The sequence below is a fragment of the Epilithonimonas hominis genome, from assembly GCF_003730015.1.
GTDB classification, from domain to species: domain Bacteria; phylum Bacteroidota; class Bacteroidia; order Flavobacteriales; family Weeksellaceae; genus Epilithonimonas; species Epilithonimonas hominis.
On record NZ_RJTU01000008.1, the window covers coordinates 90,910 to 112,097 of the forward strand.

At 35.9% G+C, this 21,188-nt stretch carries 19 protein-coding genes; 5 read left to right on the plus strand and 14 right to left on the minus strand.

Features of this window, described 5'->3' with window-relative positions:
* Window positions 1-43: 43 nt before the first annotated feature.
* Window positions 44-2,371, minus strand: a complete 2,328-nt coding sequence (tamL, locus tag EGH73_RS00770) for a translocation and assembly module lipoprotein TamL (RefSeq protein WP_123280230.1) — start codon at window positions 2,369-2,371, stop codon at window positions 44-46.
* Window positions 2,371-7,401, minus strand: a complete 5,031-nt coding sequence (locus tag EGH73_RS00775) for a translocation/assembly module TamB domain-containing protein (protein WP_123280231.1) — start codon at window positions 7,399-7,401, stop codon at window positions 2,371-2,373. The genes tamL and EGH73_RS00775 overlap by 1 nt, the downstream gene beginning before the upstream one ends.
* A 169-nt stretch (window positions 7,402-7,570) precedes the next feature.
* Between EGH73_RS00775 and EGH73_RS00780 the strand changes: the two genes are divergently transcribed.
* Entirely contained in the window at window positions 7,571-7,876 is a 306-nt protein-coding gene (locus EGH73_RS00780) for a hypothetical protein (RefSeq protein WP_123280232.1), read from the plus strand.
* A gap of 314 nt (window positions 7,877-8,190) precedes the next feature.
* On the opposite strand, the gene EGH73_RS00785 is transcribed toward EGH73_RS00780, so the two are convergent.
* The 4 genes from EGH73_RS00785 to msrB all read right to left on the minus strand — a co-directional run bounded on the left by EGH73_RS00785 (window position 8,191) and on the right by msrB (window position 11,017).
* Complete coding sequence (locus tag EGH73_RS00785; RefSeq protein ID WP_123280233.1) at window positions 8,191-9,009, minus strand: ferritin-like domain-containing protein; 819 nt, start codon at window positions 9,007-9,009, stop codon at window positions 8,191-8,193.
* A 24-nt stretch (window positions 9,010-9,033) separates the two neighbouring features.
* A complete protein-coding gene (locus EGH73_RS00790) occupies window positions 9,034-9,747 on the minus strand; it encodes a ferritin-like domain-containing protein (protein ID WP_123280234.1) in 714 nt (237 codons plus the stop codon).
* A 71-nt stretch (window positions 9,748-9,818) separates the two neighbouring features.
* Window positions 9,819-10,388, minus strand: coding sequence for a fasciclin domain-containing protein (locus EGH73_RS00795; protein ID WP_123280235.1), 570 nt, complete (start codon window positions 10,386-10,388; stop codon window positions 9,819-9,821).
* A 110-nt stretch (window positions 10,389-10,498) separates the two neighbouring features.
* Window positions 10,499-11,017, minus strand: coding sequence for a peptide-methionine (R)-S-oxide reductase MsrB (msrB, locus tag EGH73_RS00800; protein ID WP_123280255.1), 519 nt, complete (start codon window positions 11,015-11,017; stop codon window positions 10,499-10,501).
* A gap of 146 nt (window positions 11,018-11,163) precedes the next feature.
* Here msrB and EGH73_RS00805 point away from each other — a divergent pair, with 146 nt between their 5' ends.
* Together EGH73_RS00805 and EGH73_RS00810 are read left to right on the plus strand one after the other, a co-directional pair.
* The gene (locus EGH73_RS00805; protein ID WP_245985352.1) at window positions 11,164-11,673 is read left to right on the plus strand and encodes an RNA polymerase sigma factor; all 510 of its coding nucleotides are present in this window, start codon (window positions 11,164-11,166) and stop codon (window positions 11,671-11,673) included.
* 1 nt (window position 11,674) lies between these two features.
* Window positions 11,675-12,481 (plus strand): anti-sigma factor, encoded by an 807-nt coding sequence (locus EGH73_RS00810; protein WP_123280236.1) that lies wholly within the window; start codon window positions 11,675-11,677, stop codon window positions 12,479-12,481.
* Here EGH73_RS00810 and EGH73_RS00815 read toward each other — a convergent pair.
* The 5 genes from EGH73_RS00815 to queG form a co-directional block, all read right to left on the minus strand.
* Window positions 12,478-12,972, minus strand: a complete 495-nt coding sequence (locus EGH73_RS00815; RefSeq protein ID WP_123280237.1) for a SixA phosphatase family protein — start codon at window positions 12,970-12,972, stop codon at window positions 12,478-12,480. The two genes, EGH73_RS00810 and EGH73_RS00815, sit on opposite strands and share 4 nt — an antisense overlap.
* 191 nt (window positions 12,973-13,163) lie before the next feature.
* On the minus strand, window positions 13,164-15,767 hold the full coding sequence (gene alaS, locus EGH73_RS00820) for an alanine--tRNA ligase (RefSeq protein ID WP_123280238.1): 2,604 nt from the start codon (window positions 15,765-15,767) through the stop codon (window positions 13,164-13,166).
* A gap of 246 nt (window positions 15,768-16,013) precedes the next feature.
* Window positions 16,014-16,484, minus strand: coding sequence for a hypothetical protein (locus EGH73_RS00830; protein WP_123280240.1), 471 nt, complete (start codon window positions 16,482-16,484; stop codon window positions 16,014-16,016).
* Between the two features lie 4 nt (window positions 16,485-16,488).
* Window positions 16,489-17,169, minus strand: coding sequence for a TIGR02117 family protein (locus EGH73_RS00835; protein WP_123280241.1), 681 nt, complete (start codon window positions 17,167-17,169; stop codon window positions 16,489-16,491).
* A 229-nt stretch (window positions 17,170-17,398) separates the two neighbouring features.
* Complete coding sequence (gene queG, locus EGH73_RS00840) at window positions 17,399-18,322, minus strand: tRNA epoxyqueuosine(34) reductase QueG (protein ID WP_123280242.1); 924 nt, start codon at window positions 18,320-18,322, stop codon at window positions 17,399-17,401.
* A 109-nt stretch (window positions 18,323-18,431) separates the two neighbouring features.
* Between queG and EGH73_RS00845 the strand changes: the two genes are divergently transcribed.
* Together EGH73_RS00845 and EGH73_RS00850 are read left to right on the plus strand one after the other, a co-directional pair.
* The gene (locus EGH73_RS00845) at window positions 18,432-18,719 is read left to right on the plus strand and encodes a rhodanese-like domain-containing protein (RefSeq protein ID WP_123280243.1); all 288 of its coding nucleotides are present in this window, start codon (window positions 18,432-18,434) and stop codon (window positions 18,717-18,719) included.
* A gap of 176 nt (window positions 18,720-18,895) precedes the next feature.
* A complete protein-coding gene (locus EGH73_RS00850; RefSeq protein ID WP_088263686.1) occupies window positions 18,896-20,113 on the plus strand; it encodes an IS4 family transposase in 1,218 nt (405 codons plus the stop codon).
* A 56-nt stretch (window positions 20,114-20,169) separates the two neighbouring features.
* Here EGH73_RS00850 and EGH73_RS00855 read toward each other — a convergent pair whose 3' ends face one another.
* The 3 genes from EGH73_RS00855 to EGH73_RS00860 form a co-directional block, all read right to left on the minus strand.
* Window positions 20,170-20,334: a phosphatidate cytidylyltransferase gene (locus tag EGH73_RS00855; RefSeq protein WP_123280244.1), complete on the minus strand. Its 165-nt coding sequence runs from the start codon at window positions 20,332-20,334 to the stop codon at window positions 20,170-20,172.
* 166 nt (window positions 20,335-20,500) lie between these two features.
* A complete protein-coding gene (locus tag EGH73_RS14255; protein WP_262605254.1) occupies window positions 20,501-20,623 on the minus strand; it encodes a hypothetical protein in 123 nt (40 codons plus the stop codon).
* A 44-nt stretch (window positions 20,624-20,667) separates the two neighbouring features.
* Window positions 20,668-21,000: a HopJ type III effector protein gene (locus EGH73_RS00860; RefSeq protein ID WP_123280245.1), complete on the minus strand. Its 333-nt coding sequence runs from the start codon at window positions 20,998-21,000 to the stop codon at window positions 20,668-20,670.
* Between the last annotated feature and the right edge of the window lie 188 nt (window positions 21,001-21,188).

Below are 21,188 nucleotides of genomic sequence, written 5' to 3' on the forward strand. Positions count from 1 at the left end.
TTTAGAATATAAACATTACGTTTCTCTGTTTTTACAAAATGATTTAAAAAGGATAACCAATCGCAATATTAAGAATCAAATTATCCCGTCTCCAAGAAGAATTTCCGAAGTTAATCTTGTCAAATGTCCAGCGATCGCCTTTTTCATAATAAGGAACGCGAAAGGGCATTGCCAGATCCAGTCTGAGAATCAGAATTGAGAAGTCCAGTCGCAAACCAAACCCGGCTCCTACAGCTATTTCACTTAGAAAATCACTTGAAAATTTGGCGCCAGGTCTTTGTATGTCATCGTTAACCAACCAGATATTTCCAGCATCTGCAAAGAATGCGACATTCAGAAATTTATAGATATTAGCACGATATTCTGCATTAAGTTCCAGCTTGATATCACCAGACTGATCAAAGTAATAACCTTGTTTAATCGTTCTTGGATCAAAACTTCCAGGACCGAGCGTTCTGGCCCGAAATGCGCGGATACTATTGCTACCACCGGAAAAAAATTGCTTAGAAAAAGGAATATTATCCGAATTGCCATAAGGATAAGCAATACCGCCAATAAATCTGGAAGCGAATGAAGACTTGTCACCAAGCTTGTGGTAAAAACGAAAATCGTGTTCCATCTTCGCATATTGACTAAACGGTACACCGAATATCGATTTTTGCTTCCCATCTTTCACATTGGCTCCAGAAAAAAGTCCTGTGAGATTCCCTGCCAAATCCAATGTTCCTTTATAGTAGATCGTATTCTTTTTTGGGAGCATTGTATTGGTATAAGTGTACGAATAAGTAGGTCCGAAAATCAACTGCTTCTGCACAACACGCTGTAGTGCCTGACTTTTTGCGGAAATAGAATCATACAGTGGTGTGACATTCGCAGGCGTTATATAAGTAATGTCTATAATTTTCAGATCGTGCTCTTTTCTTACATTTTCTTTCCACAGATACCCGAAAGAGCCTGAGAATGTGTTAAGCGTGTAATATTCCGTACGGTTTTGAAATTCGTATCCAATAGAAATATTAGTTCTCGGAACGAAAGCACTTGAAGAATTAAATCTGAATGGCGCCACAATTCTTGGAATTGAAAGTTGCGCATTGGCTCCAGCTCGGAAAAGATTTTTTGCATCCTTCGGGCCACCAATCTGAACATCAAAAGCTCCATAAACAGAGGCTTTAAACTGTTCAGCTCCACGGAACAGATTTCTGTGAGTCCAGTTCAGATTAATCTCGCTCCCAGCATAGTTAGCGGAGTTTGTTCTTCCCAAAGCTTCCAGCCTCAGGGACTGAATCTGCCTTGGCGTTAGCAAATAATAGGCATCGAATTTATGGTTCAGCGAGTCTGAAATTACAAATTCATTCTTCACAAATTTAAAAACGCCAAGATTGATCAATCGGTTCAATGAGAGATTATGATCTGCTCTGTTATAAAGATCACCCTTTTTGAAATATAAAGCACGATCAAAAATCTTCGGTTTGAATTTCTGTTCCGGATCTATAACGTAGATATCATCGTGGGCATACTTCCGAAGAGAGTCACTATCCATCGGAATATTGTATTTACCGTCTTTCACATCTCTGATGTTATAGTTCGGGAAAACAACAACCTTATCAATCGTAAATTGCTGCTTGGCTAAGTCCGGCGTGTTTTCTTTAAGCTTGACATTAAGCTCAACTTTATGATTTTTGGTCACCGTACTGTCAGCCTGAATAATCAGATTATCAGGATGGAAATAATAAAACCCTTTTTGTTTAAGCTGATTATCAATACGTTCTCTTTCCGACTTGATTACACCCAAATCGAAAGGATTGCCTTCTTTCAATAACGTTTTGTCCGAGACTTTTACGATCTCTTCTGTCACAGGAATAGAATCATTCTGAAATTTAACCTTATTAATAAGATACTGATTTCCTGGCCGCAAAGTATAAATTACCTGGGCTTTTTTATTTTTGGAAACTGTGTCATAAGTTGCCTTGGCATTGAAGTAACCTTTGTTTTCAGAATAATTGACAATAATATCTTTGTTAAACTCTCTGTCTACATCGCTGAGCAAAACTGGCTTCTCTCCTATTTTATACTTCAGCCAGTAATTAAAACCTTTTTCTTTTTTCGGCTCTTTGGCAATGTTATAAAAGAATAATTTAGGTCTCAGTCCTAGGAAACTGGAATTAGGTTTTGGGGTGAGATTATCTTCCAATTCAGATTTTAGAGCTTTCTTGCTTTTTTTGGAAAGACTGTCATTTTCGATTTTAACTTCAGCGCCGGTATAAAGCATTTCCCCTTCTTTCAAATACTTTGTATTACTACAGGAAAAGGCAAAACCTAGTGTTCCGAAAAATAAAACTTGACTGATATGTTGTTGAAATCTAATTTTCATTATTTGAATTCTACGGCTTTATTGTTTTCTTTTTGCTTTTCTTTTCTAGATCTTTCTCTGGATTTCTGAAAAATCTCACGGAATTTATCAAAATCCAGCGTGATGATGAAACCAACTCCGGTTTCTACAATCTGTCCTTGCAACGCCACTTGGTATTCGTTTTTACGATAAGCTCTCAGGGTATACCTTCCGTCACGTGAGAGGCTGTAGTCCACTGTAACATCACCAGCAATATTGGTCATATTTTCATTTTGTCTTGCATCTCCTTCCAGCCCAAAATTACTGCCCACAGAAACTTTCAGACGGTCATTCAGTAGTTTTTTGCTAATGTCCACATTGAGATCAGTTCTTGTATTTTTTTCTCCGGAAGAGTAATCTTCGGAAGATTCCAGGTCAAAATTGAGATCTACCCCTTTTATCAGATCTGAAGCCAGATTATTGATTTGCTGAGATAATATCTTACTAACACTTTGTCTCGCCATCGCTTCTGCAGAAAGTCCAGCACTGGATTCGAAAGGATTCTCGCCGATGAATCTGTTCAGCAAAAGTAAAGCAAAAACTTGCTTATTCAATTCTGACTCCTGCGTTCTGATTTGTGATAACTTTTGGTCTACAATATCCGTGACAGTGGATGAAACCGAATTATTTTTTTCGTCAGTGGTGATATCAAAACTGATTTCAGGTTTCAGAAGCTCACCATTCATTTTCAGCAGTGTGTTAAACGGAATTCTTTGTTTAAATTGATTCAATGTCGTGTTACTTTCTCCGCTCAGCTGCTGTTCCACCAGATCAATTGGTGCTGTTTCTGTTTTGTAAACTGCGGTAATGTTCAGTAGTGCGGTAGTTGGTTCGCCAGTCCACGTAATTGTACTTCCTTTCTCGATATCGAACTTACGTTTCAGAACGCTTACGGTCATTTCATAACTTCCGGATTCCACTTCATAAACACCCACTAAAGTTGTTTTTCCAGACGGATCAATACCGCCAGTCAGTTCGGCCTCTCCCTGTAATTTAACAAAATCGCCATTAGCTTTATCAATCAACAAAGACATCTTAGCTTCTTTACTAACTTCGATATTCACGCTCACATCCATTCCTTTGATTTTGCTTGGAGCGTTTAAAGAATCCGCTGTAATGGTTTTGTTAAGTGCAATCTGATCCTGATCAATAAACTCAACAATGCCGTCACGTTCCTGTAATGATGGCGTAGACTGTGGGAGAACAAATGTAAAATCTGTATCATCCGCAACAGCCAATCGGCCGTCCACTTTTGGCAGATCAAGATTACCACGGACTTTCAGCGCCGCATCAATTGACAAAATGCCATACATCAAAGCATCGTTTGATTTTTTTGAGTTAACCACCTTGAAATCTTTGGCGTTGATATCCAGATTGAAAGCAAAATCCTTGTAAGTCTGCGTAAGAACCTGTCCGTTTATTTTGAGCGAATTACCATCCTTATCATTAATTTTGAAGTTATCGAACTCAATACCTCGATTGGTAAATCCTATTTTGTCATTGATATTTCTAAAATCGCTGCCTGTTTTGGCAATCATCATTCCTACATTATTCATCTTGACATCACCAATAATTCTTGGCGCATCAGTCGTTCCTGTAATTTTTAGAGCGCCGGAAAGATAACCTTCCGTATTGGTAATCGCATTCATCGTAAAGCCCTGAAGCGTTTTCATCTGAAGCTGGTTCATCGCCAGATTCAGGTCAAAGCTGCTAGAAGTGGTATTGTAATTACCCAGAATTTTCACATCATTCTCATTACCTGTCAATGCAATATCAGCATTCAGCAAGTTAGCTGACTGATTATTGACCTTAATATCAAGATTACCAACAGGACTTCCAAATACGAACAAATCAGTCACATCAATATCAGAAGTGAAGGTCATATTTTTGGTAAGATTTTTTAACTGGGCAGTTCCATTAATGGTTCCTTTGGCAAGAAGCGAATCTTTTTTGATGATCTCCGTAATCGTTTCAATTTTAAAATCTTTCAGAGTGACATTCAGCGGACTTTTTGGTGAACTACTTTCGGACTGTAAAGAAATTTCTGCACCAGCATTAGACAATCTGAAATTATCTGCCACAATTCCCTGACCGAAAATCTGTATTTTATTATTTTCAGCCACGTTCCAATCCAAATAATTCAGTTTCAAACCGTCTGGTTTTAGAGAAATTTCGGTGATGTCGTTCATTGACTTGGCATCACCAGCAATCAGGAACTGCGTTTGATCCTTTTCATCTTTCGTTGTGATGTTATAATTGATGATATTATTGGCCACATCGCCATTAATATTAACTTTATTCAAAGCAAAGCTCTCGCTTTTCAGACTTGCAACGTCTAAATTATATTGCAAAGCCTGATTCTGATTGGTCAATTGAAGATTCGTATTTTCTAGCGTGTTAGTTCCGTAGATAACCTGAGGGACTTTGGCGTCCAATTCAATTAACTGGGAATCGGCGTTATAATTTCCTGTAACATTGATGGTTTCAAAACTTTTCAGTTCAGGAACAAACTTCCTAATCAGATCATCATTTTTAATGGTCGCATTGAGCGTGAAATATTGACCAGCCTCAATTTTATTTGATTTACCTGGTTTTTGAAATTGATAGTATTGATTCACTGTCTGAGACAACGCACCGAAGATCTGCGTTAGTTTATATTTCCCTTTTAGCTCCAAATCTGCAATCTGAGAATTGAAATTGATTTTCGTAGAATCTGCTGTAGAAAGCGCATTGAGTTTTATTTCCTGAACGGGGTAAACTTCTTTGGTATCCGAGATTGCAAAATTCTGAAGATTAAGATAACCATTGAGATTGTCCGGATCCAGACTTCTGAAATCTCCGTCAATAGATCCAGCTAAAATCATCGGAGAGCTGTAGAAACCAAGCTTATTCATATCCAGTTTTTTGACATCACCATTAATTTTAATCGTTGGATTTTTATCTCTGTAAACACCGGAAGTTGCGAGATGCAAATTTGCATTCGGATCTTTTGAATCCAGATTAACATTATACGCACCACGATTAATTTTACCTTTCAGATTCATATTCTGATAAGTATAATTTTTATAAGTTGCAGATCTCACAGAACCAACAATTTGCGCAGACATAATCTTTGGATCAAAACCCTGGCCTTTTGCATTAATAATAGCTGAAATTCTTCCTAAATCTTTATTCTGAATCAGTTTACCCACGTTCAGATTCTGTAAATTCGCTTTGATATCAAACAACTCACGATTTTTTCTACGCATATCCATTTTAGCCACAACTGCTGCATTGCCTAATGTCGAATAAAGATTAAGATCTGTGTTAATCACTTTAGTTGTTCCTTTCGCATAGCCTTTGATGCTAAAATGAGAAGGCAGAGCAATGTTAGAAGGAATAGTTCCTTTCGGCACAAGATTGAATACCGTCTTGCCTGATGATGCCACCTCACCAATCCTAAGATCGTAATAAAGCTGATCCGGATTCATTGCATTTTTAATTCTTCCGGAAGCTGCAACTCGTAACTGGTCCAGACCGGAAAGCTTTAAATCTCGTATCAAAAGGTCATTTACCAGACCTTCAGCCTGAAGATTGACATTCAGAATGGCATTAGGATATTTATTGAAAGGCGATGTGTTTCTAAGTGTCGGAACAATATTCAATATATCAGCGAATCCAATTTTGGAATTTTTGATATTGGCAGATAACTTTACAGCGCCTGGATTGGCCGAGAGTTGTTCTATCGAATTATAATTGAGGACTATTTCGTCTCTCAAAATAGTTTTAGGTGTCTGAAGATATAAATCTTTCAGGTAAGCCTGCTTCTCTGTATAAACAAAATTTGTATTAAATTTCTGAATATTAAGACCTCTGGATTCCTGTATTTCTGCTGATTTGACCTTGCCAGCAAAAGTTCCGTTCTTCATTTCAAAATCACGAACATCTACATTTAGCTTTCCAAAATTGAGATGATTAAAATCCACTCCTGCTCTTGTAGGTGTCACAGCCGTGTTATTATACACCACTTTTACATCATCCAAGCTAAGCTTGCCTAAAAGAAGTTGCATCGCCTTTTGTGTGGAATTACTCTTATTTGAAAGTTTTCCTTCATCTTTACTGTTAGCATTGGCAGCAGGTAGGAAGAGGTTGGCATTAATGTTTGCACCTGATAAAATCACATTATCTACATCATAATAATTATTCTGAAGATCCAATTTATTAACTTTCGTGCTTAACTCATTGAAAAGAATTTTAGCAAACGTCTTGGTGTTGTCATCACCGTAATCAACATTAAAATTAGTCAGCTTTATTCGGTTGAGACCTATTTGCATTGGTTTTTTCTGGTTCAAAGAATCAACCTTCTGTTCCACATTTTTGGAAACTTCTTCTATCAGATCTTGTTTCAGTTTTAGTTTCAAACCATCCAAATTGATATCATTTACTGCGTAAGAATTATTCTGAAGGTCAAAAGTCTTTACCCTTGTATCAAAGGATTTGAAGTAAACATTGATATCATTTCTGGACTGCTGATCTTTAAAAGTAATGCCAATATCTTTGAGATTAATTTTATCCAGTGAAATAATAAATGGTTTTGAAGGTTTTTGCTCTTGCTCTTTGTCAGATGTTGCAAAAGCATCAATAATATAGTCGAAGTTGAATTTTCCCTGAGGATCTCTTACAACATTAGCTCTCACACCTTCTAGATCCAAGGATGTCAAGTCTGCTTTGGATTTCATCAGCTGCCACATATCCAGTCCTACATCGAACTTTTTCACAGCAAGGAGCGTGTCGATTTTTTGCCCTTTTAGATAGAGGTTTTCCATCACAAGGCTATTTGGGAAAGCAATATAAACTTTTTCTAGGCTTACTTTGGTTTGGATTTTTCCTTCCAGATAAACAATTAGTTTGTCCTTCACATAGTTTTGAACAACGGGTATACGCAAACTAAATATTAGCAACAAAACAAATACAAAAATGCTAATAAGCGTTATGAGTGTACGTCTAAGAATTTTACGCCAGTTGAGTTTCAATTTTAATAGTAGTTTTGTTTAAATTTTACCATAAGCAAATAGTATGCTATTGGTTAAAATTAAGGTAACTTTTATATAATCACTAATAATCACTTAAATTTTTAAAAAAATTAATAATTAATATCAAGAATATTTTATTCGTATTTGTTAGATTTTATATATTCACCACATGGAAAGAAAACCAGATTTTAAGGCGCAAATAACCTATTTTTCCAGCTACAAAAGCGGACTGACTACACCATTTTCGTCTGGCTTCAGGTGTGTTTTAAGATTTCCTTTTATTAACAAAGATTTTTTTTGTATTCAGAATTATATTGATACCGAACTTGTTTTTCCCGGCGAGAATGTTACTACAAACATTTCTGTTTTAGATAACATTAAAGACTTGTACAAAGGTTTGGACTTTGAACTTTTCTTAAATACTGTCAAAATCGGCGAAGGCGTTATTACAGAAGTCTATTTGAGTTCTACTTGATTTCTCTTTAAATATTAGACTTACAATTGATATATAGCTGATAAGCCATTTGCATCCTCTTAACAATGGGCTTTACCCATTTTAATATTTCAAAAAAAAATAGATTTACTCCAAAATATAACATCTATTTTGGTTATAGCAGATTATGAGTTAGTATATACCTCACTTTCATCTCTATGCAATTCAGAAAATCCAACGAATTGCTTATTATCAACTTGTAAATTTCTTACAAAGAATTTAAGGTTAATTCAAAAAAAATCATTTCCCGTTCTGAGGCGGAAAATGATTCACAAAAAAAACTATTATGGTGGGCGCTATGCTATAAATAATGATGCAATTGCAGCTGCATCACTTCCGCTTAGTACTTCGTCATAAGCAGCCGAACCTGCCGCTGCTCCAAAAGCATTTGCAGTATTGAATCCGGCTTGGTTTGTATTTTCTTCTCCTGCATACACAGCGTTAGTTGCAGAAGGCATATTTCCTCCGTTGGATAGCTCTATCCAACCTTTGTTAGCTCTCATTCTTCTAACTTGAGATGCATGTCTTGCTTCTACAGAGTGAATCTGAAGTGCAGCTGTTAAGACATCTTTATTCGACATCACATTTCCAGCCTGGCCTTTATAAGCTCTCACACCAGTATCTTCAAATGCCTGCGCAAGCGTAAGAAACTGATTGTAATCTGTAAATGGGGAAAAATTTCCTTTTGCAGTAAAATCAAATGTTGGTTTAGCTCCCGGAGTTTGCCCTAACGAAGTTAAAGCACTTTTAAGGAAAGCAACGTGTGCTGTTTCGTGTTTAGAAATCTGCATAAATACGGTTCTGTCCGCAGAAGGAATAAGATTAGCCTTACTTAATCCCATTCTGTAGTATTCATCTTCAAGATATTCTAATACCAACGCAAGCTGTAAAGCATCGGTAAGCGCATCTTTGAATACAGCAGATGATGCTGTGGTGTTGCTCGTTGTTTCTGCTTTCACAGAAGTAGTCATCATCGCTCCCAAGCCAAGTGGAACTGCTGCAACTGCTGCTTTTTTCCCGAAGCTTGTAAGATTGGTTATAGTTTCTAATCTGGACGCTTCTTTTGTAAAAAATTTATCGTCAGAAAGTTTATCTAATAATTTAAGAATATTCATAATGATTGATTTTGATGTTGATAATTAGCTGATACCTCTTTCTTTCCAGGTAAAAGGTGTTTTTATAAATCCTGAGGCTACTGCTACAATGTCTTTCGGTTCTTTTGCAAGATCCAATCCGCTAGCATTTATTACATCATCTCCGGAAAAATCAGCTGAACCTGGATTAATTATGTTTCTTATTGCTGACGCATGTCTGGCTTCTACAGAAACTATTTTTCCAGCTATTACAAGATAATCAGGATTTGTGATATATCTTCCGGCACCATTATATGCCGCAACACCTGTATCTTCCAATGCTTTTGCTGTCGCAAGAACAGAGTTTCTGTCGTTGAAATTCACTCCCGGATATTGAAATTCCAGAGTTGGCAATACATTGGAAGTAGCTCCGCTAATTGCTGCTTTGAAAAAATCCCTGTGTATCACTTCATGGTGATAAAGATCTGTAAAAAGTTCTTTCTCTACACTAGAAATGCCTGAGTAAAAATTATTAACAACTTTGGTGTAAAAATCTGCTTCCAGCTGTTCCAAAGCATAAGCATAATTTAAGACACCAACATCGCCTTTTCCTAAATCAAATACGTTTCCGCTTCCATCATCCATTATCAAATCATCATCGTTACATCCAACCAGCGCTAGTCCGGCCATTGCAAGCCCAACTCCGCTGAGTTTCAAAAAGTTTCTTCTGCCAGTATCCAGGGTTGCTCCCTGATTAGATACGCTGATTGTTTTTTTCATAATAATATTTTTTAGTGTTGGTTTATTTAAAAAAAAGCAGTATAAAACAATTACACTGCTTTGTCATCTACTTAGGGCATAAGAACTGTATCAATCACGTGGATAACACCATTGGACTGGTTCACATCTGCAATGGTTACCTTTGCATCCATACCTTTGGCATCTCTCACATACAGGTCGTTACCTTTTGTCCAAAAAGTAACACTTTTCCCTTCCACTGTTTTCATCATTGCGCTTCCGTTACCGGCTTTCACTGCTGCCCAGATTTGTTTTGCATTATACTTCCCAGGCAATACGTGATAAGTTAGAATCTTCGTCAGCATTTTTTTATTTTCAGGTTTAATAAGGTTTTCAACAGTTCCTTGTGGTAATTTGTTAAATGCGGCATCAGTAGGTGCAAGAACTGTGAATGGTCCTTTACCCTGAAGAGTTTCTACCAAACCAGCAGCTTTTACTGCGGCAACAAGTGTGGTGTGATCTTTCGAATTAACTGCATTTTCTATAATGTTTTTTGAAGGATACATTGGTGCTCCTCCAACCATTACTGTTTTTTCTTTCATAGACTGAGCTGCGACATTTCCGCTAAATGCGAATGATAAAGCGATCATTCCAAGTGCTGCCATTTTTGTACGTGTGTTCATTTCGTTTATTTTTTAATTAATATTTTGTTCTTAAAGTCATCTACGACAAGTGGATTTGTTTTGGATTTATTTTTTTCAAAATAAATTATAAATAACTGATAATCAGATTATTATTTTTTCTTTAACGGCACAAAATCCAGACAAACAGAGTTCATACAGAATCTTTTTCCAGTTGGTTTTGGCCCATCATCGAAAATATGTCCAAGATGAGAATCACAACGACCACAAAGAACTTCAGTTCTTACCATATTGTATGAAGTATCCTTTTTATATTTGACACTATTCCGGCGAACAGGCTCATAAAAGGAAGGCCAGCCGCAGGTTGTAGCAAATTTTGAGGTTGAAAGGAAGAGTGAATTTCCGCAGACAGCACAGTAATAAGTTCCTTTTTCATCAAACTCATAATATTTTCCCGTGAAAGCCATTTCTGTATCTGCTTCTCTTGCAACTTTGTAAAGACTGGGTTTCAGAATTTTTTTCCATTCGGAATTACTAACCTTCAGTATTCTGGTATCGGTTCTGGAGTAGTGAGGATTTTTAATTTTGAAATTACCGCTTTGTGCAAAATAACAAACTGACGCTAGTGATAATGTTAGATTAAAAATGCTTCCAAGGATTAACTTTTTCATCTTTTTAATTAAATTGATTATTAATTTATCTACGAAACAAAAGTTTATTTGGTTTTGGTTTGTCATAAAATTTATTTTACTACTTTTGAATCGAAAAAAAATTTATTATTAAAACAAAATATTCTGAGGAGCAACTTATCGTTCTGTTGAAAGATAAAAACGAAAATGGTTTTCATCATTTGTATGACAACTATTCCGGGGCGTTATATGGCGTTATCCTTAGGATTGTTCATTCAAAAGAGTATACAGAAGAAATTATTCAGGATGTTTTTGTTAAAATATGGCATTCTATTGCCCAGTATGATTCCATGAAAGGGAGATTCTACACCTGGATTATCAACATTGCTAGGAATACTGCCATTGATTATCTCAAATCCAAAGGTTTTCAAAACGAACTTAAAAACCAATCGCTTCCAGATTTCGTATATAACTCAAAAGAACTTTCTGAAAGTGATGAGTCTTCTGATTTTTTAGGAATAAAGAATGTCTTGAAAAGTCTTGAAACGGATAAACAGGAGCTGATAGAATTAGCTTATTATCAAGGTTACACTCAGAACGAGATTTCTGAAAAGCTAAAAATACCTCTTGGAACTGTAAAAACTAAAATGAGAAACGCACTGATGAAATTAAAGAATCTATTAAAAGATTATCAATAAATTGAATACTAAAGAATACATATCATCCGGAATTATAGAATCTTATATTCTAGGTTTTGCTTCTCCTGAGGAAGCAGGCATTTTGGAGTGTGTTATGAAGAATAATGCAGAGGTAAAAGCCGCTTTTGAGGAAGCGCAAAAGATTCTCGAAGAGCTGGCAGACGCACAGGCTATAAAGCCTCCTGATGATTTGAAGTCAAAAGTCTGGAATAAAATCCAAAATGAACGTCAAGAGATTGTCAATAAAATAGTTGAGTCGGAAATTCCTTTGGAAAAACCTCAGGAAGAAATCAGAGTAATCGGTAACACTAACTGGAAACTTTTTGCAGCCGCTGCGTCAGTGCTTTTTCTGGTAAGTCTTGCTGGAAATCTATTCTGGATGAATGATCAATCCGTTAATAAAGATAGGTTTACGGCTTTACAAAATGAGATAAATAACCTCGATTCTGCTAATCAGAAAATGAACCAAAAACTAAAAATGTTTACGGATCCTGATATGATGATAGTTTCTCTAAGAGGTGTTGAAAAACACGCAGATTCGAAAGCTGTAGTTTTCTGGGATAAAAAGACAAAAGATGTTTACCTGAATGCTGAAGATCTTCCTAAGGCACCTGAAGGTATGCAGTATCAACTTTGGGCTATAGCCGATGGAAAACCCGTTAGTGCAGGAATGTATAGCGAAGAAAAGGACAGCAAAATATCTTTAGCAAATATTCCTAATGCTCAAGCATTTGCAATTACCCTAGAAAAACAAGGAGGAAGTGCTGTTCCGACTATGGAAAATATGTTTGTGATTGGCAATATCTAATCTAGATTGTTGTTCAGACATTTTTTTGGAGAATAAAAATATAGAAATCTTTTCTCCGCCATTTCAAAATCACACCATCTGTCGCAGTCGATTTCATAAGCAACTATACCGCAGGTAGGGAGATTGATTAATTCTGACGAAAGAGAATTGGCAAAATTTGAAATTCCGTTATTATGCGAGAAAAGCGCCAATGAATTGACCGCATCATCTACATCAAAAATTACTGAAAGACAATTACTTTCAGACGGTCTGTATAATTTTTCATTGGTCTGAAATGTCTTATTAAAAACTGTGGAAAACAATTCGCACGTATGTTTTGCTCTTTTTGCCGGACTACTGATGAAGGAATCTATTGTTACACCTGTGGACTTAAGAAATTCAGCCATTTTTGGTGCATTAATTTTTCCAAGTTCTGTAAGAGGGCGGTCAAAATCATCAACATTCTCCGGCCAGTCACTTTTAGCATGACGCACTAGAATAAGTGTTTTCATTTAGCAATTTTTAATAATTTTAGAATATTCTTGTAATCTTCACTTACTTTCCAATTATCGTAAGCATAACATAGCGGTTACAATAGTTTAAAATTATGCAATAATTTTGACAATACACTCATTTATTTTAATTGAAATAAAAAAGAGAATATCAATATGACATTCTCTTTTAAAGTAAATCTTAATAGATTTTAAATATTTAAAGCTTTTTGATACGCATTTTCCAAACCATCAAGATTTTTCCCTCCCGCTGTTGCGAAGCCCGGATTTCCGCCGCCACCGCCCTGGATTTCTTTTGCAAGCTCTTTTATTAATGCTCCTGCTTGATAAACACCTGCAAGATCATCAGAAACACCAACAGTAATCATTGGTTTATCGTCCGCATCTGAAAGAATAATTGTAATAGAAGTTGGGATTTCTCTCTTCAGCTGGAAAACGATGTCTTTTACCGAACCTGCATCCAAAGAAGTTTTTTTAACCAAAAGTAATTTATCACCTTTTTGCTCGTATGCTCCTTTCCAGTCATCGATTTCACCTTTTGCTTTTTCTTTTTTGAAAGCTTCCACTTCAGATTTCAATGTGCTGTTTTCATCAATTAGTTTCTCGATAGATCTTACAACATCTTTTGATTTTAGTAATTGAGAAAGTGCTGCGATCTGTTTCTCAAGATTTTTGAAATATTCTGCCGATTTATCACCAGAAATGGCTTCTATTCTTCTGATTCCAGCAGCTGCAGAACTTTCGGAGACAATTTTGAAAAGTCCAATTTCGCTGGTGTTTTTTACGTGTGTCCCACCACAAAGTTCCATTGATGTTCCAAACTGGATCATTCTTACATTATCACCATATTTCTCGCCGAACAAAGCCATTGCACCTCTGTCCAAAGCTTCCTGAATCGGGATATTTCTGAATTCCTGCAATGCAATACTTTCCTGGATTTTAGCGTTCACTTTTTCTTCAACCAAAGCCAATTCATCTTCTGTCATCTTAGAAAAATGAGAAAAATCAAATCTCAAATAGTCCGGACCCACGAATGAACCTTTCTGCTCAACGTGAGTTCCCAAAACTTCTCTTAAAGCTTCGTGCAACAAATGCGTTACCGAGTGATTTGCTTGAGAATTTTTTCTGTCTGTAGCATTTACTTTAGCATAGAAAACAGCTCCGGCATCTTTCGGAAGTCCATTGATTAAAGAGATAATCAGTCCGTTTTCTTTTTTAGTTTCCAAAACTTCGAAACTTTCAACGGCATTTTCAAGAACGCCTTTATCACCTATTTGTCCACCACCTTCCGGATAAAAAGGCGACTCGCTCAAGACGACCTGATAAAATTCTCCGTCTTTATTTTCTACTTTTCTATATCTTGTGATGTAAGTTTCCGACTCCGTTTTATCATAACCTACAAAGTTTTCCGGTTTTTCTTCCAAAGTAACCCAATCATAAACTTTCTGAGCAGAATCTGCTTTTGAACGCTGTTTTTGCTCGTTAAGAGCTTGTTCAAATCCCGCTTCATCAATCGTTAAACCTTTTTCTTCCGCAATAATTCTTGTTAAATCATCCGGGAAACCATAAGTATCGTATAATTCAAAAACTTCTTCTGTTGGCAATACTTTTTTACCTTCTGAAATCGTCTGCTGAATTAATTTATCAACTCTAATCAATCCTGTTTCAATGGTTCTCAGGAAAGATTCTTCTTCACTTTTAATCACTTCTGTAACCAAAGTTCCCTGCTTTTCCAGTTCCGGGAAAAATTTACCCATTTGTTCCTGAAGAACGGCCACCAATTGGTATAGGAAAGGTTCTTTCCTGTCTAAAAATCGATAAGCATAAGAAATCCCTCTTCTCAAAATTCTGCGAATTACGTAACCTGCACCGCCATTGGAAGGCAACTGTCCGTCTGCAATGGCAAAAGAAACCGCTCTGATATGGTCAACAATTACACGGATTGCGATGTCTTTTTCGTCTGTTAAAATTCCAGTATATTTTTTACCTGAAAGTTCTTCAACTTTAGCAATTAAAGGCGTGAAAACATCCGTATCATAATTAGATTCTTTTTGTTGTAAAGCCATACAAAGACGCTCAAATCCCATTCCCGTATCGATGTGTCTTGCAGGAAGATTTTCCAGAGAACCGTCTGCTTTTCTGTTGAACTGCATAAAAACAAGATTCCAAATCTCAACAACCTGAGGATGATCGTTATTGACTAAATCAAGTCCGGAAACTTTGGATTTTTCTTCTTCACTTCTCAGATCAACGTGGATTTCTGAACAAGGTCCGCACGGTCCACTCGCTCCCATTTCCCAAAAATTATCTTTTTTATTACCATTGATGATTCTGTCTTCCGAGATGAATTGTTTCCACAGATCATACGCTTCTGTATCTCTTTCAAGGTTTTCTTTTTCATCACCTTCAAAAATGGTCACATAAAGATTTTCTTTCGGGATTCTATAAACCTCGGTCAGTAGTTCCCAAGCCCACGAAATCGCTTCTTTTTTAAAATAATCGCCAAAAGACCAGTTCCCTAGCATTTCAAACATCGTGTGGTGATAAGTATCTCTGCCCACATCATCCAGATCATTATGTTTCCCGGAAACTCTCAGACATTTTTGTGTATCGGCAATTCTTGAAGCTTTCGGTTCTTTGTAACCTAAAAAATAATCTTTAAACTGCGTCATCCCCGAGTTGGAAAACATCAACGTAGGATCATCTTTCAGCACAATAGGCGCCGAAGGAACGATGAGATGTTCTTTGCTTTTGAAAAAATCTAAAAACTGTTGTCTTATTTGCTGTGAAGTCATATTTGTTGCTTTTGGCTAATAGCGATTGGCTTTTAGCTTTTTGATGGGCAAATTTAATGTTTTTGAAAAGATTCTTTGATACTTAACATTGAAATATTTAAGAAAATCAAGAAACCAAAAATAAAATAGAAGGCTTGTTTGGGAAGTTGAGAAATTTGGTAGGATAGTTTTTGAATACATTGAAAATAGTCACTCTCCTTATAGTCATAAATTATATTATCATTTCCATAAACGATATCATACCCTCTACCCTCTATCAATTTTTTTTGGGTCTTTATAATTTACAAGTACAAATAAATGCCAAGTTTTATCCATATCTACACCGTACATTTCTTGTTTTGAGATATGACAATCATTCAAAATAGAAATAAAATCATCATAAGAATTTTCATCATTGATGATAAACTCAATTCCTGTTTCTTTTTGATTTCTTTGTTGTAATTTTTTTAATTCAGAAACGTAATAATTTGAATTTTGTCTTGCAGTATTAGGTTTTACAATGATTTTCTTGTAGTTCCAGCTTCTGTAAGGTTCAAAAGAATTTTGATAAATTCTATTTTTCTCTTCTTTTGAACTTGTCGAATGAACTTTATGTGGTAAACCTAAATCTATCACATTAGGGATGGGTTTTTGCAATTCTCGATTTCCGTAAAACCAAAACAAAATGGGAATCATTACAGCGCTTAGGATACCGGGAACATAATAAATCCTTCTCATTAAGTTAATCTTTATAATGCTGAAAAATCCCAAAATCCGTGGGTGTCCAAAGTGCGGCTTTCTGTCCTGCGGCTTTCAACCCATTATTTGCCCAAGTGTTGCAGGTGTAAGTAAAGTTATAGCTTCCTTTCGCATCATAAAAAGCATCATCATTTCCGTAGACAGCATCTGTTTTTATCAGAATATATTTTCCGGAAGCGTCTTTATCAAATTTGGAATCGATGAAATGAATCAATTGCTGATATTGTTTTTCAGTGAGCATCATCTTTTTACAATCATCTCCAACTTTCATTTGTTTGTAATAAGTGCAATGCATCGCGGAATCGCTAAGCCAGAACGCCGCTTTGAATGCGGTAGAAAACTTTAGCTCTGCCCAGGTTGGCGTATCCAGATAAAAACCTTTGTCGCCCCAGCCAAAAGAAATATAATCAAAATCAGTCTTTTGTCCTTTGGTATTTTCGAAGGGCAGCTTACTGCTCCAATCGATGTATTTTGACTTGACAGGAACTACCAAATCTGTGTGAACACCATTGGTAAGAATATAGAGTTCTATGGTTTTTGCATCATCCGTCTTTTCTGCGCGCACAGGAATGCAAGGAATCAACAGACCCAAAATAACGTATAAAAAAACGGCTCCCAGTAAGAAGCCGATGACTTTTAGGATAAATAATAACGGTTTTTTCATCTTATGATTTGCCCAACGTGCGAACTATAAAATTAATAAAAATATGAACACAAAATCAAAATATTAAATATTATTAAAATTCTTGTTTTTATCAGAAAAGTTATTGAATTTTATTAGCATAAAATCAACAAAATATGGCAAAAAAACATCAATATCGCAAACGATTAAAATTAAGAGTCAAAGTGGCCCCGAAAAGAATCCAGAAAAAAAGATAATCGGTAACGGAAATTTAGTCAGATAAAAAATCGAGGTTTCGTTTCAGTCCAGCGAATTTTGTTCTTTTGACTGCAGATTTTTTGAAAACCTCGGAGAAAATCTCTTGGGTAATATCTTTCCAGTCTTGTTTTGTAAAGTTTTGAAGTTGAGAATTGGGCTGGAATTTTTCTTCCAGCGTTGGAGCAGAAAATCGGTTCCAAGGACAAACATCTTGGCAGACATCGCAACCGAACATCCAATCATCCATTTTATCTTTAAAGTAGTCAGGAATCTGCTCTTTCAGTTCAATAGTTGCGTATGAAATACATTTGGTTCCATCAATAATCTTATCAGAAATAATGGCTTGTGTTGGGCAGGATTCAATACACTTTCTGCAACTCCCACAATGATCCGTCACAGGAAAATCCTCAGTAAGCTCCAAGTCACAGATAATCTCAGCCAGAAAATAGAATGACCCATTTTTTTTTGTAATGAGATTGGCATTCTTACCAACCCAGCCAATACCAGACTTTCTAGCCCACGCTTTTTCCAATACAGGCGCCGAATCTACAAACACCCTGAATGAAAACTCCCCTATTTCTTCCTGCAATTCTGCCACAAGATTTCTGAGTTTATCTTTTATAACATTATGATAATCTTCACCATAAGCATATTTGGATAGTTTAAACGAATCTGCTTCAATTATTTTATCCGGAAAATAATTATAGCTTAATGAAATCACAGACTTCGAACCATCTACCAGCAACCTGGGATCGAGTCGCTTATCAAAATGATTTTCCATGTACCTCATCTCGCCATGGTAATTTTTTTTCAGCCATCTCTCCAGATTGTTAGCTTCCTCTTCCAGGAAAGTTGCTTTGGAAATCCCACAAGACTGAAAACCAAAAGCAGAAGCTTTGGTTTTTATAAGTTGCGTATATCTTTCTTTAGGATTCATTACGATTCGCAAAATTAAGACATTTAATTTTTAACAATTTTTAATTTTGGATATGATTTTAAACAAAATTATTAGTTAGCTTTGTTCTATAACTTAAAATTTAAAAAAAATGGCAATAGAAGATGTATTAAGAGCCGGCAATTATCACCTTATAGACGTACGTGAGCCGCTAGAACTAGAAATGGATGGGCATATAGAAGAAGCACAAAATATACCTTTGGGAGAACTAGAAGACAGAAAACAGGAAATTATAAACCTGAGCGGAACAAAAATTTTCTTTTGCAGATCCGGAAACCGCTCTGGAAAAGCAGTGGACTATTTCAAATCCGAAGGAATGACCGATGTTTATAATGGCGGCGGGTATAATGATCTGAGCCAAACATTTGAAAATCTCTAATTTTTATTTATAAAAAAATAAAGCGGGAAATCTCCTAGTCATGGTCGGAAGATTTTTCTTCCGACTTTTTGTATTTAAAATTTTTTGATTTTTTTGGTTAACTTGTTGATTTTCAATGATTTAATTTGGATTAATGGGTTTTATTTCGTATCTTTATATCTGATAATCAATAACTTATGTCAGTATTTAAAGACCACAAGATTTCTCTTAAACAAGTTTTGGATTTTATTCCCGAAGCTCTTTTGAGCCATCTTTCTGCAACCACGAAGGTGGACTATTACAGCAAGGTGCTTCATGGCAAGAAAATGTTCTACCTTTTGCTTTTCTGTATCTTCGACAATGAAAAACTAAGCCAGAGAACTCTTGAAGATACATTTAACAGCAGCGGCTTCAAAGCACTTTTCGGTTTGGGCGAGAAAGAAAAAGTACGCAGAAGCTCCATCTCGGAGAGGCTCTCCAAAATTGACCCTAATTATTTCAAAGAAATCTACGAGCAGATGTACGGAAGATTTTCGCAACTCTACGATAAAGCCGAGATAGAGAAATACAACCTTATCCGGGTGGACAGTACTATTGTCGCCGATACCTGCTCAAAACTCAAGGAAGGCATCGACCAGAAAAGCGGTAAAAAATTGGTGAAGTTTAGTTTTTCTTTTGATGGTGTTCTGCCTTCGGGAGCAGAGGTTTTTACCGGACAGAAATATTCTGCAGAAGACAATGCGCTGCCGGAAGCCATCCTAAAGCAGGTAAAAAAGGAAGAACATCACGGTAATATTTATGTTATCGACAGGGGTTTGCAGTCGGTAAGGGTGATGAAGGAATTTGAAGAAAAGTCGGTAAAATTCATTGTCCGTTCTAAAGAAAACCGCAAGTTTGAAGAAGTCGAATCCTATCTCACTTCGCAAGGTTTGGAGAGATGGGATGACTGGAGAGTCTTGAAAGACAGTAAAGTAAAACTCTACACCGGAATCCCGGTACAAAACAAGCGTGGAAACGTGCATCACCGCGAAGAAAAAGTAGAAACTGATTTTCGATTGGTGGTAATCCGTAACGAAAAAACAAAGAAAGAGTTTTGGTTTTTAACCAACGAGTTTGAACTCACCAGCAAGGAAATTGCTGACTATTACCGCAAACGCTGGGATATTGAAGTTTTCTTCAGATTCCTAAAGCAGGAACTCAATCTGAGCCATTTGGTCTCGCTCAACAAAAATGGCATCGAAGTGATGGTATACATGACGATGATTGCCTCAATGCTTTTGCTGATTTACAAAAAAGCCAACGCTTTAGGCTACAAAACCGCAAAAAGGCGCATTGCCATGGAACTTCGCGATATGATTACCGAAATACTTATCATTTTTGCAGGCGGAGACCCCGGAAAGGTATTCAAAACTTAGTCATAAAAAATGGCCGGAATTTCTTCCGACCATGACTAGGAAACTTCCCGCTTTTCTTAGTTTTTACCCCTTGATAACAACCACATCACTAAGCCAATAACACCTACCACAAGGATAATTCCCCACCACATTCCGGCTTTGAAAATTGTTTCTATTGCTTCACAGCTTGTTAGTAATCCCAAAATTAAAAATAATGGAATAATAGTGAAATATTTTTTCATAAGTTAAAATTTATAGTTTAATTAAATGTAAGAATAATTATAATGACCTTGTATTATTGATTATTCTTTAAGTTTCAAAATTTAAGCCAAAATAATCATTTGTTAATATTTCACGCTGATATAACACCATTAATTATAAAAAATACCGCTGGAATCAGCGGTATTGTTATGGTTTAATAGCTTTTTTAGTTTGTTTTGTATTTACTCGCTCTTCAAACTTCTTAACAACATAACCAATTACAATTGGCGCTACCCAGGTCAAAGCCATTCTTAATAATCTTGATTTCATAATTTTAAATTTTGAACTTAATTACAAGAAGTGAGCCAAAGGTATTAGATCTTTTCCAACGCATCCTCAGTAAAGAGAATTCCATTCCAACCATATTTTATAAAGTTCCTGATATTTTGATGATCCTCTCCTTCAGGATTTAGGAGAACGTCATTTCTATAAAAATCGCCAAATAAAGCCAAGGTTTCTTTTTCGGATAGATTGTTTATTTTAGCAAAACTGAAAATTTTACAGGAGCCATTATTTTGATTGGCCTCATTCACTATAGTTCCATTGACGAATCTTACGGGTTTGAAATTATAATTTTCGTCTATAAAGACAATAACATCGTTAAAATTAATCGTTTCAGGAGAATTCTTTAGCTGTTCTAATATCATTACAATTTTTTGTCAAAAATATCATTTTTCAGTTAATAGAACTGACAATGGTGATAAAGAATTAAAATGAGGGAATCGGTCTGTACCAAATTAATAGACTCATCCGATAAGTGTGAACAATCATTTTGTAATAATTTTTTATGACACTCATTAACAATTATCTATTCTATCATCTGTTTGAGGAATAA